Here is a 13,353-nt window from a genome sequence, read left to right as displayed (position 1 = left end):
ATAATAAGTTCGATATTGTAATATGATTTGCATTATAACAGGTGATATTGTAGGCTCAAGGAAGATTAAGGATAGCTGGTTATTAAGCTTAAAAAATGCTTTGAAAACAGTTTCAGGGCAAAGTAATAAGTGGGAAATATACCGTGGAGATAGTTTTCAGGTAGAGGTTGAACCGGAAAATGCAATCAGGGCAGCGGCCTATTTAAAGGCCTGTATCAGGATAAACAAGCCTGCAGATGTAAGAATGGGAATTGGTATTGGAGATATCAAAACCAAAAGGAAAAAACTTTCAGAATCAAGCGGAGATGCTTTTATAAACTCAGGCGCTGCATTTGACGGACTGAAACAGGCCAAACTGAACCTCGCCATTAAAACCGGTTCTGCAGATTTCGACGAGGAAATTAATGTACTGATTAAGCTTGCCCTTATTACCATGGACAGTTGGGGGGTAGTAGCTGCCGAAATGGTAAAATACACCTTAGAAAACGAAAACGTACTGCAAAGTGAGCTGGCCGCTATTTCTGGCAGAACACAGTCTTCGGTAAGCGAAGCCCTCAAACGGGCGCATTTTACCGAAATCATGGAAATGGATAAGCTATACCGTAAAAAATTGAATCAAACGTTTTAAAATAATGGATATCTACCTAATCAAGCTAATTGTTGCCCATTTAATTGGAGATTTCTTTTTGCAGCCCAATGCCTGGGTTAAAGAGAAAGAAGCAAAAAAACTCAGCTCGCCAAAGCTTTACCTTCATGTGGCGATACATATTGTGCTGATATTTGTTATTTTTTTAAGCTTCGATGTTTGGAAAACGGCTTTATTGATAGGGGTATTTCATTTGATAATTGATGCGTTAAAGCTGTTGTTCCAGAACAGAAAGAATGCGCGATTATTGTTTTTTATAGATCAGGGGCTTCATTTTATATCCATAGTGGGGGTGTGGCATCTTTTTTATAAAGGAAATTTAGATATCAGTTTTTTAAGTGAAACGAAAACCTGGTTTTTAATTTCGGGAGTACTTTTTTTAACCATGCCCACCTCAATTACCATGCGCGTAATTATAGCTAAATGGCTTCCGGATAACCAGCCAGATAGTCCTAAATCTTTGCAGAATGCTGGAAAATACATTGGCATATTAGAACGGGTATTGATTTTTGTATTTATACTAACCAACCATTTTGAAGCCGTTGGGTTTTTACTCGCAGCTAAATCGATATTCAGGTTTGGCGATTTAAAGGAGGCCCACGACCTTAAACTCACAGAATATGTATTGATAGGAACCCTGTTAAGTTTTGGGATAGCCATTGTAACGGCTATGCTCGTGCAAATGTTTATCGTATAAAAAAAGCAGCCCTAGAGCTGCTTTTCAAATTTTCTATCTTGCTCCCGGAGGGCAGTTTTCTTTTAAGAATTTGGTATAAGTTAAGGATAGGTGCTCGCTGGTTCCTTCACCTTCAGATATACTGTGTGTACGGTTTGGATAGCTCATTAACTGGAAAACCTTTTTGTTCTTGATTAATTCGTTAATCAGCATTTCAGCATTCTGGTAATGCACATTATCATCGCCGGTGCCATGAATGTACAACAGGTTACCTTTTAAGTTTTTGGCATGGGTAACAGGCGATCCTTTAACGTAAGCCTCTTTGCTTGGAAATGGGGTGCCCATATAACGTTCCTGATAAATGTTATCGTAGGTTAATTGATTGCCAACCGCTGCAATGGCAATGCCGGTTTTATAAATTTCAGGGTATTGGAACATTAAATTCAGGGTAGATGAACCACCACCGCTCCAGCCCCAAACAGCAACACGGTCTTTATCCATAAAAGCGTTGGTAGCCAATAGTTTTTTGGCCGCCATGGCCTGATCGCGGATATTGAGTACACCAATATTTTTATAAATGCTTTTGCGCCAGGCACTTCCTTTTGGTACTGGTGCACCTCTGTTATCCATCGAAATGTAGATATAGCCATCTTTAGCCATATCGCCGGCATATAAGAAGTTTCTCCCGGCACCATAGGTATCCGAAGCGGTAGGAGAGGCAGGCTCGCCGTAAACATAAAAAACAACAGGATATTTTTTAGAAGGATTGAAGTTATCCGGTTTTTTCATCCAGCCATCCATTTCAATACCATCTTCGGTAGTTACCTTAAAAAATTCTACCTTATTTTTCTGTGCTTCCTGCTTAGAAAGCTGTGTGGTGATACTGCCGTCCATCGTAAACGGGTTACCGGTTGTGAAGTTCATCCACTCAGAAATTGGCCTAACAATAGAACTGTTGTAAGAATGGCGTGCAAAAGCCGCGTTTGGAGAAATATCGTAGCTATGCGTGCCCGGCAGTACAGATGGCGTTACCTGCTCTAATTTGCCCTTACCATCTAACTTGGTTTTAAAAAGATATTTCTGGGTAGCATTGGTAGGTGAAGCGAGAAAGTAAACTACGTTGTTTTTCACATCGATCAACTTCACATCAATCACATCATAATTGCCTTTGGTAACCAAGGTTTCTTTTTTTCCATCTCTGCTGATCCTGTAAATATGGTTCCAGCCATCTTTATCAGATACAATGGTGAATTCTTTGTTGTCATTTAACCATTTCCACTCATCCTGAGCATCAATCCAGGCCTTTGCTTTTTCGGTATAAATTGCTTTTGCAGTGCCTGTGCTAGCGTCGCAGATAAATACGATACTTTCGTTTTGCTCGCGGTTAAGCTGCTGCAAAATAATTTCGTTGCTGTTTGGTACCCATTGCATACGTGGAATATAGTGCTGTATGTTATCTCCAGGTACATTTAACCAGTTTGTTTTTGCAGTATTTACATCAACAACCCCAACTTTGCAGGCCGATGGATTTTCGCCAACTTTAGGATATTCAACAGGGATAGTATAAGGGTAAATCGAATCGGTATTGTTGATCATTAAAAAGTTTTTGATCTTAGTGGCATCAATTTGCCAGTAAGCGATAGATTTTCCATCAGGACTCCATCTAAAACCGTCGCGGCAATCGAATTCTTCTTCATATACCCAGTCAAAAGTACCATTAATCATCCTGTCAGTACCATCGGTAGTTAATGCTTTACTGCCGGTTCCGTCGATGTTTTCTACATACAGGTTGTGTTTGCTTACATAAGCTACTTTACTGCCATCGGGCGAAAGTTTGGCAAACATTAAAGAGGAAACAGGTTTGTCTTTCCCGATCTGGGTGATCTTGTTGGCCGTTAAATCTGCCAACCAATAATCGCCACGGGTATCGTAGCGCCAAACTTTTTTGCTATTGGTATAAATCAGTGCCTTGGTACCATCATCTGATAACTGGAAGCTTCTTACGGCTATGGCATCGCTTTGCCCAGCAGGGGTTAAAAGCGCTCTTGAAATAATGGTTTTGCGTTCGTTTTTAGGAAGTGTTATCGAAACAATTTCGCCGCTAGCATTCTGGTAATAGGAGTTTCCATCCTTTGCCCAGTTGATCCCTTGGGCATTTGCATCAATTAATGCACATAAGGTAAGGCATGTAACTGATAATCTTAGTAATAGTTTTTTAATCATATAAAGTTAGGTCATAAAAAAAGCTTTTTAACTTTCGGGCTAATTTAAATAAAAAGCCGGCAGTTAAAAAGCCATTAATTATCAGAAATAGGTTAATTATTCACCACCGCCCTGCATCTTGGCTAAATCTTCCATAGTAACCACTTCATATCCAGTTGGTACTTCTTTAGAAATTACACCCACTTTGCCTTCAACAACTGATTTTAATGTTGTAGTAGTTTCAATACCTCTTTGAACCAAGGTATATTTTACAGGGAAAGCAGTTAAGCCTGGGAAATAATTTTGCGAACCTACGTTAGGCAGCTCTACATCTTTTGTAGCCCAAAGCTCGTGTGCTGCACCTTTATCATCTTTAAAAGTATATTTCTCAGCGCTAAATCCACCAATGGTCTGTTTTTCGCCGCTTGCTTTGAAATCAGAATATTTAGGAATAGCACCCATTGCTTTTTCGATGTCTTCTTTTGATTGTTTTACGGCAAACTGTTTTTGGGCAATTGGCACATCAATTAAAAGTAAACCGGTTTTTTCATTGTTGTCAGATACAATCCCGATTAAAGCAGGGCCTTGTTCAATTTCAATTTTGGTTAAACCATTGTTAAATTTAACTTTCAGCTCTGCAGGTGGTTCTTGTCCGGCCATTGCAGATTTTTGCTCTTCAGTTAATTTGTACTCCAAGCCATAGGTAAGTGTACCTTCGGCAATTTTCTTTTGTGCATGAGCAATTACAGCACTACTTACTAAGATTAAAGCTACAACGCTTGTTTTGATTGATTTGAACATGTTTTTATTTCAGTTTAGTTTATTACCATTTAATTTTTTCTTTTTTCAAAAATGAAGCAATCCCCTTTTTAAAGTCTTCGCTTTCCCTAACCCTTGCATTGATCTGTACAGCAGTTTCCAGGCTTTTCTCTAATAGGGGGTTATTTGTTTGGGTAATGAGCTGCTTGGTAATCATTAATGAATTTCCTGAACTGCCGTTACACAAACTTAATGCAAATTCTTGTACTTTTTGATGGATATCTGATGAATTTGTTACAAAATTTATCAAATTATATTTCAGTGCCTGCTCTGCCGGAAAGGTTTTACCGGTCAATAAAATTTCTTTGGCAACGGTTTCACTAACCTTCTGTTTTAAAAAGCAGGAAACAATGGCCGGAACGAAGCCTATTTTAACCTCGGTATAGCCAAAACTGCTTTCAGGTGTAGCAAAAACGATATCGCATATGGTAGCCAAACCACAGCCGCCTGCAATGGCGTGTCCTTCTACCTGCGCAATAACAACTTTAGGCAGGTAATAAATGGTAGTAAAAAGCTTTTTAAGGTTATTGGAGTCAGCAATATTTTCTTCAAAACTATTATATTGTAGCTGTTGGAGATAGGCTAAATCCGCACCGGCACTAAATGAACTGCCGTTGGCCTTTAATACAACTACTTTAACCAGGTCATCTTCAGATGCTTTTATGAACGTAGCAGTTAACTCAGCAATGAGATCGGGGTTTAAGGCATTGCTTTTTTCAGGTCGGTTGATGGTTATCGTTGCAATTCTTTCGGCAACATCATATAAAACCAGATTTTCCATATTACGGGCTTAGTTGTACCAAATATGCTTTATTTTTCTTTAAAACATATACAGCTTTACCATTATTATGTGCAGTTTCTTTTAAAATCTTGGTCTTATAAGCTTTATTGGTCGCGTCTATCAATACAGTTTTATATTTAATTGTTGGCTGTATATGATTTAAATCAAATCTGGTATGGCCTGTAATCCAAATCGTTTCAAAATCTCCTTTTCCTTTCAGCCTTTTATAATTTAGAGAACTGTCGATCAGAAAAATATTATAACCGCAAAAAACGATCTGATGGTCCTTTTGAATGAAATTTCCGATCAAGGTATCATTTCTTAGGGCTATAATGTGGGTTTTATCAATCTGCATTTGCATCAGCGCCGGTTTGATAAAGAAACCGTAACTTTTATCAGTAACATTTAAATCGGTAACAAGAATGGCTTCTTTACCATCGATAAAAGCTGTTGCATAATTCTTTCTCAACGAAAAAAAAATAATACGGCGTTGGTGGTGTGCAGAAAGGTCATCGCAAAGCACAAAAATCTGGTACACAATAAAAAGTAAGATAGATGAAAATATAAATCGTTTACTCCAATTGGCCAATCCATAAATACATGTGGCCAGTGCCAAACTTAGCAGTATAAATTCGGGCAGATTGATCCAAATGGCCGAAAAAGTTGCATATGGAAGATGGGCAATCCATTTTAAAACAGCATTGGTGAAATTGATTACCCATTCGAAAATTGATGCTAAAAAATAGAACGGCGGAAACAGTACCGCAATCCCCAAATACATCATCAATATTAAGGGTATCGAAATAAACAGGTTGGCCAGCAAGAAATAAAGGGGAAATTGATGAAAATAATAAATACTTAAAGGAAAAGTAACTACCTGTGCGGCTAAAGACATGGCGATGAAATTCCACAGTTTGTCCAACCATTTGTGCTCCATGTAGAGCAGGTTGTAAATTTTTGGCTGAAGATAAATTAAGCCAAAAACAGCAAGATAGGAGAGTTGGAACCCCACATCCCAGATCATAAATGGATTATAAATCAGCTGACAAAAAGCCGAGAAGGCGAGGATATTGTAATTATTGGTGTTTTTGGATAAGGTTTTGGCAATAATAAAAACGCTGATCATGATCACTGCACGTACCACCGATGGCGATAAGCCGGTTATCAGTGCATAGCCCCAAACTAAGGTGCAGATCAGAACCAGTTTAATCACCTTTAGCCTCAGTCTTCTGTTTAGAAAAATGAATAGAAAATCTAAAACTACGTATACAATGGCTACGTGCGCTCCCGAAACAGATAGCGCATGCAATGTTCCTGTATCGGCATATGCAGATAAAGTTTCTGTACTTAAATCGGCCCTGTAACCCAATATCAATGTTGCAGCCACTGCAAAGGCTTCATCATTTTTAATCAGTTTTCTAAACTTTTTTACCTGCTTTTCCCTTTGCAGTAATGCCTGTTTAACTAGCCAGTTGCCATTGTTGGTGTGGGTTGCAATAATATGCTGCTGATCTGTAAAGGCTTGCTGATAAATATTCTGGTTGGACAGCCATGACTTAAAATTAAATTCGCCCGGATTATACGGTGGTTCTATTTCATTGTATTGAGCTGGTATAATAAGCTCGTCGCCATATTTCAGCTTTATTGGATTTAAGCTGTCCAGCACTAAGGAAATTAACAATTGCCCTGATGACTTAAACTGAAGCTGTTTTTTATATCCTGAAATTACTTTTGCCTTGAAACGTAATATTTTGTGTGTTTGCTGGGGTTCGTCGTTTATCGAAACTTTTAAATGCGTATACTGGCTGTTGCAAAAATAGCTTTGGTTTATATTTTCGAAATTTAATAGGCATATAAAGGCCCCGAAATTGAAAAAAAGGAATATGAGTAATGCACCAGTGCAGCCTTTGTAGCGGTATAGGTTAAATTTTTTATAGCTGATGTTGATCAATATCACCAGTAGAACCGTTAAAATCAAGATTGATCCAACCAGCTGCCTGCATCCTGTTGAAGGAAAGAAATAAGCGAGCCCAATACCTGTCAAGAACGGAAACAAAATCCTTACAAAAACATATTCTGCCTTAAACATGCTTAAAATTGATAGCGGATCTGGATTTTAGCATCCGATTTTTTATTACCCTTAATTTCATCCAGATAGGTTCCAACAGTTTCTGTATCCCGGTAAACAAACATGGCATACCTTAGCCAGATATTCAACTTTTTGGCCAGGTTATATTTTAGATTCAAGTAGGTTCTAAAGCCTTTTCCGCTGTACATACCAAAGGCAAAACTGTATAGAACGTCATCCTCATAGGCGTAAATCCGGCTGTTATAACTGGCGGTATTAAAATAGGCTAAACGTACATTACCCGTAATTTTAGAGAACATTGGCGAATAATTGATATCCTGATAAACCAGATAACCAAATTCTTGGTTGGCATTACCTTTTTGATAACGTGATATTTCTGCCCGGTTTTGGAAGTCCCAATTTTTGTTTAACTGCCAGCGGAGCTCCACCCGAAAACCATCTTTTTGTACATCTTCTAAAAAGTTAATGGGAACATCAAGATCTGTATTCTGTTGTTTGTTTTCAGTTTTAAAACGGGCTAAGATTTTGAAGGTTTTGGTTGGAGAATATACTGCCTGACCTAAAATTTCATAGCCCTTTGATGGCGCATCTACACGGAACTTTAACCATGGAAAACGAAAATAGTCGCCATAAAAAGAAAAGGACCAGGTTTTGTTGGGGTTGATATTTAAACCAGCATACAATCCTTTTTCATTTACAGCCTCGGTAGATTCTGCTATTGATTGGTTAAAAAAATTATGGTAGTTTTTACTGTAGTTTCGATAGGTAATGGCGGCAGAAACTGTGGGCAATAAACTAATCAACATGCCATTAATGAAAGCCGAACCACTATTTATGCTTTTGCCTGCCTCTCCATAAAAATAGGTGTTTTTAAAGGTATAATTATAAAACAGTCCTAAGTTGGTCAGTTTGCGGCCAGCAAAACTGAATTGATCGTAAGCGGGTGCCTGGGGGACAAAATCACGACCATAATTACTTTGATAGGCAATAGCGCCTACTCCCAGTTCGTTTTTGGAATATTGAATGGTTGCGCCATAAACCCTTTGGCTCAATGCATTTTTATTCCTAATTTCTGAGGGCGTTCTGTGCAAGCCGGTTTGATTGATGGTGCTTTGAACCAAATCACCCGCTGCATTTAGTTCTTGACTGGCATCGAGTTTCCTAAAAGATATAAATGGGGTAATATCGATGTGTTTGTAAATATTGATTGTAGCCGATGCACCCCTAAAAAAAGAGTACTCATTGGTTGAGGTATAAGGCCTTAAGCCGAGATCTTTTTTGGCAACACTGGTTACATCAGGACCTTTGCCAAATGAAAATCCGGACCATAAGGTTAAGCCCTGTCCAAATTGTAAGGTATAATCGCCAACAACCAGTTTTTTAACCCTGCCTAATTTTAAAAGGGCAATGTTGCCAGAATAGAAATCGAATGGTTTGCCTATAAATTTTTCCCCTGCATCTTTATCAAATGTTATGGCTGCCGACAAAATCTGATCATACTGATACCTATAACGCATCTGAAACCGTTCTGGTGAGCCTAAATAACGGTTGCCTGGCAAATCTGTAAAGCCTTTCTGCTTTTCTATGGTTTGGCCATAGCGCATTAATAAATCATTTTCGCCCAGTTTGAAGGTGTTGCGAAGCTTAAATTTTTGATAAGCAGTTGTTGTATTTACGGCAACAAAATACATTAGGTTTTGAATAGTCTTCGCATCAAACCCGTCAATACTTTGCAACTCGAGTACATCAATCAGCTCGCCATTTTCTTTGGTATAGGCAAAAAAATTGCTGATCTGCAATGGCGATAGAAAGACCAGGCTCTTCAGTTCTTCTACGGTGGTATTGTTCAAATTAATCGGATGTTTGCGGTAACGGACCAGTACATCAATTAATTCGGTTACATCATAATCGTCAGGAAGGTTTTCGGCCACACTTTCCAAAATATCCCTGATATCTGGCTCTTGCTCGGTTGACTGTGCATTTGCAATGAATCCCATCATTACAAAAAGCAATATTAAAGCACTAAAACGCATAACCAATTGCAATTTGTGGTGCATAACCCAGATTGGCATCGAAGCTGGTGGCCATATCTAGTATAAATTTTTTATAATTCAACCCAAAACCAGCATATTGTTTAAAGGGTACAGCACTTAAACCACCTCTTATGCTCAATAAATTGACTATTTTATAATCGACACCCAAGCTAACATCAAAGGCTTGATGTAGTGTTTTTCTAACCGATGTAGCCAGCAGCAGTTTATTTGATGGCTGGTAACTTAGTCCTGCGTTAAAAGACGTAGCAATTTGCACCAGTGCGGCTGTATGATCGAATTTTTGTTTGGATGGATTGCCAACAAAAGCCCCACATGTAAACTGATCGTTTAAACGGTACATTAAACCTACATCAATAGAAAAACCTGTAGAAGCCCCGTAATCGGAAATTTTTAGCTGGTGGTAATTCGCATTAATGGCTGCAGAAAGCTTGTTTCCGAACTTTTTGGCATAGGCGAATCCTATTTTACTTTCGCTGTATTCGCTAAACCCATAACGTTGAAAACTTGCGCCTAAATAATTCCTGCTCAACGGTACAACTGCTGCAAATGCCTGCGTACTAAGCTCATTGCTAAATAGATGTTTAATGTAATTTAACGAAAATGTTGGCCGTTCAATGCCAGTTATCCCTGATGGATTTGCCTGTAAAGCCCAGAGATCGGGTACAGCTGCACCATTGTTTCCAATAGCACTTAAACGAGGCCCCAAGCTGTTTTGGGCCAATGCGTAATAAGGAAAAAACACAATCAATAATAAATACCATATTTTCATAAGCAAGCGTTAACCAGTTAAAAAAAATAGGGTGATTGTATTTGTTGAGACGAATATATAAATATTTCCCGATAAAACTACTTATAATGTAATTTTAATTCTACTCGAAGGTAGTTTGCCTGAAGAGGTATTGTATTTTGACTATAAAAATTAGAATGAACTACAGTTCCTGGGCGAGATTTACCAAAAAACCTTTTAACTTTTCTAAAGAATCGATAATCTTTTGATTCTCTTTAACACCTGTTTTATTGTTCTTTAGGTAATCTTTGGCACCTTTTAAAGTAAAGCCTTTCTCATCTACCAGGTTGAAAATAATTTTTAGGTTTTCTATATCTTCTGGCGTGAAAAGACGGTTGCCTTTTTTGTTTTTCTTAGGTTGAAGGATATCGAATTCTTTTTCGTAAAAACGGATCTGTGATGCGTTTACATTAAACATTTCAGTCACTTCGCCCATAGTATAATACATTTTATTAATGTCTCTTTCTTTATACGGCATATTTTGTGCTTGATTATGAGTGTATTATATCGATTAATTAAAGTCTTCAAATGTAGGGCGATTTTTCCTTAATAACGCAATAAAATTTTAATTTTGTTCCCTCCAATAATATTGAAATGACAGCAAAAGAGATTAGACAGGCATTCCTTAGTTTTTTTGAATCGAAACAACATCATGTTGTTCCTTCCGCACCGATCGTAGTTAAAAACGACCCAACTTTAATGTTTACCAATGCGGGTATGAACCAATTTAAAGATCTGTTTTTAGGAGAGGCCGCAATCAAATATACCCGTGTTGCGGATACGCAGCGCTGTTTGCGCGTTTCTGGAAAACACAACGATCTGGAAGAGGTTGGTATCGATACTTATCACCATACCATGTTCGAAATGCTGGGCAATTGGAGTTTTGGTGATTATTTTAAAAAAGAAGCTATTGCCTGGAGCTGGGAGCTGCTAACCGAGGTGTATAAAATCCCTAAAGAGAAATTATATGTTACCTATTTTGAAGGTGATGAAAAAGAAGGTTTAGAGAAAGACCAGGAAGCTTACGACCTTTGGAAGCAATATGTAGACGAAAGCCATATTTTACCAGGAAATAAAAAAGATAATTTTTGGGAAATGGGCGATACCGGACCGTGTGGACCCTGTTCCGAAATACATGTAGATTGCCGTACCGACGAAGAAAAAGCATTAGTTGACGGGGCTACACTGGTAAACGCCGATCATCCGCAGGTTATTGAAATCTGGAACAATGTATTTATGCAGTTTAACCGCTTAAAAGATGGTTCATTGCAAAGTTTACCTGCCAAACATGTGGATACCGGAATGGGATTTGAGCGTTTGGTACGTGTTTTACAAGAAAAAACTTCAAACTACGATACAGATGTTTTTCAGCCGATGATTCAGTTTATAGCTGAAAAAGCAGGAGTTGAATACGGTACAGATGAAAAAACAGATATCGCCATGCGCGTAATGGCCGATCATATCCGTGCCATTTCTTTTGTAATTGCCGATGGTCAGTTGCCATCAAACAATAAAGCAGGTTATGTGATCCGTAGAATCTTACGCCGCGCAGTCCGTTATGCTTATACCTTCTTAAACTTTAAAGAACCGTTTTTAAATCAGCTGGTTCCTTTATTGGCCGAGCAGTTTAAAGGTGTTTTCGATGAACTGATTTCGCAGCAGGATTTTGTTCAGAAAGTAGTTTTAGAAGAGGAAGTTTCGTTTTTGAGAACGTTAGCTAATGGAATTCAAAAATTAGACAAATATATTTTCGATTTAAAAACAGATATTGAAGGCGCTAAAGATGAGGATGGTTTTTACAAAACGAAACTACCTGGCTATTTTGCTTTTTTATTACATGATACTGATGGTTTTCCAATCGATTTAACTGAACTAATTGTTCGAGAAAATAAACTTCAAGGTGTTGAAATTGAAGGTTTCAATAAAGCTCTCGAAGAACAAAAAAATCGTTCACGTGCTGCAACTGCCATTGATACAGGAGATTGGATCGTGGTAAATGCTGATGATCAAAGTGAATTTGTAGGCTATGATGATTTAGAAGTTGAAACTGAAATTTTAAAATACCGTAAAGTTAAGGCCAAAGGCAAGGAGCAATACCAAATTGTGCTGCGTCAAACCCCATTTTATGCAGAAAGTGGTGGTCAGGTAGGAGATACGGGGCGTTTAGAAGACCATAGCCGCCAGTTTTGGGTTGATATTACCGATACTAAAAAAGAAAACGGCCTCACGGTTCATTTTACCGATATATTGCCAGATAATCTGGAAGGTAAATTTTGGGCTGTTGTAGATGAAGATAAACGTATTTTAACCGAAGATAACCACTCGGCAACGCATTTATTGCACGCTGCGCTTAAACAGGTGTTGGGTCAGCATGTAAACCAAAAAGGCTCTTTGGTAAATGCTGATTATTTACGTTTTGATTTTTCGCATTTTGCCAAAGTAACCGACGACGAACTGGCGCAGATTGAAGTGATTGTGAATCAAAAAATCCGTCAGAATATTAAATTAAAAGAACAGAGAAATGTTCCTTATCAAGATGCTATTGAAAGTGGTGTAACTGCTTTATTTGGCGAAAAATATGGCGATTTTGTACGCATGATTACCTTTGATGATCATTTTTCTAAAGAGCTTTGTGGCGGTACGCACGTAAAAGCTACAGGCCAGATCGGTTCTTTTAAAATTGTTTCGGAAAGCGCTGTTGCAGCAGGTGTTAGGCGTATTGAAGCCATAACGGCAGATAAAGCTGAGCAGTATTTTTTAGATCAAAGAAAAGAACTTGGCCATTTAAAAACATTATTAAATGGAAGCAAAGATCTTTCTGCTGCTGTACAGGCCTTGCTGGATGAAAATGCTAAGTTGAAAAAAGAAATCGAAAAATCGACTCTAGAACGCGTAAGCACTTTAAAACATGAGATCGTTCATCACGTTAGGGGCATAAACGGCATTAATTTAATTGCTAAACATATCGACCTGCCAAGTGCAGAAGCGGTTAAAAACCTGGCTTTCTCGTTGAAGGACATGATAGATAACCTATTTTTGGTTTTCACTACAGAAATTGATGGCAAACCTGGAATTACGGTAATGCTTGCCGATCACCTGGTTAAAAAAGGATTAAATGCATCGAACATTGTTCGCGAACTAGGTAAAGAAATCCAGGGTGGCGGAGGTGGTCAGCCTTTTTATGCTACAGCAGGAGGTAAAAATCCGGCAGGCTTAAAGGTTGTGTTAGAAAAAGCAGAAAGCTTTATTCCGCATCACTAAATCATTTCTAAAATGGAATCCGCTCCAATATGAAAAAG

Annotated in this window: 10 protein-coding genes; 3 read left to right on the top strand and 7 right to left on the bottom strand. The window is 38.2% G+C overall.

Going from position 1 to position 13,353, the window contains the following annotated elements:
- Positions 1–22: 22 nt before the first annotated feature.
- Positions 23–628: a SatD family protein gene (locus ACS5PU_RS05505; RefSeq protein WP_439458275.1), complete on the top strand. Its 606-nt coding sequence runs from the start codon at positions 23–25 to the stop codon at positions 626–628.
- A gap of 4 nt (positions 629–632) precedes the next feature.
- Positions 633–1,343, top strand: a complete 711-nt coding sequence (locus ACS5PU_RS05500; protein WP_439458274.1) for a DUF3307 domain-containing protein — start codon at positions 633–635, stop codon at positions 1,341–1,343.
- Positions 1,344–1,376: 33 nt separating this feature from the next.
- Here ACS5PU_RS05500 and ACS5PU_RS05495 read toward each other — a convergent pair whose 3' ends face one another.
- The 7 genes from ACS5PU_RS05495 to ACS5PU_RS05465 form a co-directional block, all read right to left on the bottom strand.
- Positions 1,377–3,545 (bottom strand): S9 family peptidase, encoded by a 2,169-nt coding sequence (locus tag ACS5PU_RS05495; protein ID WP_439458273.1) that lies wholly within the window; start codon positions 3,543–3,545, stop codon positions 1,377–1,379.
- A 96-nt stretch (positions 3,546–3,641) separates the two neighbouring features.
- Positions 3,642–4,325 carry a hypothetical protein gene (locus tag ACS5PU_RS05490; protein WP_439458272.1) on the bottom strand — a complete coding sequence of 228 codons (684 nt, stop codon included), beginning with the start codon at positions 4,323–4,325 and terminating at the stop codon, positions 3,642–3,644.
- 22 nt (positions 4,326–4,347) lie between these two features.
- Positions 4,348–5,124 carry an enoyl-CoA hydratase/isomerase family protein gene (locus tag ACS5PU_RS05485; protein WP_439458271.1) on the bottom strand — a complete coding sequence of 259 codons (777 nt, stop codon included), beginning with the start codon at positions 5,122–5,124 and terminating at the stop codon, positions 4,348–4,350.
- A gap of 1 nt (position 5,125) precedes the next feature.
- Positions 5,126–7,213 (bottom strand): ComEC/Rec2 family competence protein, encoded by a 2,088-nt coding sequence (locus ACS5PU_RS05480; RefSeq protein ID WP_439458270.1) that lies wholly within the window; start codon positions 7,211–7,213, stop codon positions 5,126–5,128.
- Positions 7,214–7,215: 2 nt separating this feature from the next.
- On the bottom strand, positions 7,216–9,213 hold the full coding sequence (locus ACS5PU_RS05475; protein WP_439458269.1) for a helix-hairpin-helix domain-containing protein: 1,998 nt from the start codon (positions 9,211–9,213) through the stop codon (positions 7,216–7,218).
- A gap of 22 nt (positions 9,214–9,235) precedes the next feature.
- A complete protein-coding gene (locus ACS5PU_RS05470) occupies positions 9,236–10,036 on the bottom strand; it encodes a hypothetical protein (RefSeq protein WP_439458268.1) in 801 nt (266 codons plus the stop codon).
- A gap of 160 nt (positions 10,037–10,196) precedes the next feature.
- The gene (locus ACS5PU_RS05465; RefSeq protein ID WP_439458267.1) at positions 10,197–10,532 is read right to left on the bottom strand and encodes a MerR family transcriptional regulator; all 336 of its coding nucleotides are present in this window, start codon (positions 10,530–10,532) and stop codon (positions 10,197–10,199) included.
- 116 nt (positions 10,533–10,648) lie between these two features.
- Here ACS5PU_RS05465 and alaS point away from each other — a divergent pair, with 116 nt between their 5' ends.
- Positions 10,649–13,315: an alanine--tRNA ligase gene (alaS, locus tag ACS5PU_RS05460; protein WP_439458266.1), complete on the top strand. Its 2,667-nt coding sequence runs from the start codon at positions 10,649–10,651 to the stop codon at positions 13,313–13,315.
- Positions 13,316–13,353 lie beyond the last annotated feature (38 nt).

The sequence above is a fragment of the Pedobacter sp. GSP4 genome, assembly GCF_051857575.1.
Lineage (GTDB): Bacteria > Bacteroidota > Bacteroidia > Sphingobacteriales > Sphingobacteriaceae > Pedobacter.
Note: the sequence above shows the minus strand (reverse complement) of the source record. Positions and strands in the feature narration are given on the sequence as shown.

Coding starts and splice junctions, on each gene's coding strand:
- ACS5PU_RS05465 (WP_439458267.1), bottom strand. CDS start 10,532: ATGCCGTATAAAGAAAGAGACATTAATAAAATGTATTATACTATGGGC.
- ACS5PU_RS05495 (WP_439458273.1), bottom strand. CDS start 3,545: ATGATTAAAAAACTATTACTAAGATTATCAGTTACATGCCTTACCTTA.
- ACS5PU_RS05485 (WP_439458271.1), bottom strand. CDS start 5,124: ATGGAAAATCTGGTTTTATATGATGTTGCCGAAAGAATTGCAACGATA.
- ACS5PU_RS05470 (WP_439458268.1), bottom strand. CDS start 10,036: ATGAAAATATGGTATTTATTATTGATTGTGTTTTTTCCTTATTACGCA.
- alaS (WP_439458266.1), top strand. CDS start 10,649: ATGACAGCAAAAGAGATTAGACAGGCATTCCTTAGTTTTTTTGAATCG.
- ACS5PU_RS05480 (WP_439458270.1), bottom strand. CDS start 7,213: ATGTTTAAGGCAGAATATGTTTTTGTAAGGATTTTGTTTCCGTTCTTG.
- ACS5PU_RS05505 (WP_439458275.1), top strand. CDS start 23: ATGATTTGCATTATAACAGGTGATATTGTAGGCTCAAGGAAGATTAAG.
- ACS5PU_RS05490 (WP_439458272.1), bottom strand. CDS start 4,325: ATGTTCAAATCAATCAAAACAAGCGTTGTAGCTTTAATCTTAGTAAGT.
- ACS5PU_RS05500 (WP_439458274.1), top strand. CDS start 633: ATGGATATCTACCTAATCAAGCTAATTGTTGCCCATTTAATTGGAGAT.
- ACS5PU_RS05475 (WP_439458269.1), bottom strand. CDS start 9,213: ATGATGGGATTCATTGCAAATGCACAGTCAACCGAGCAAGAGCCAGAT.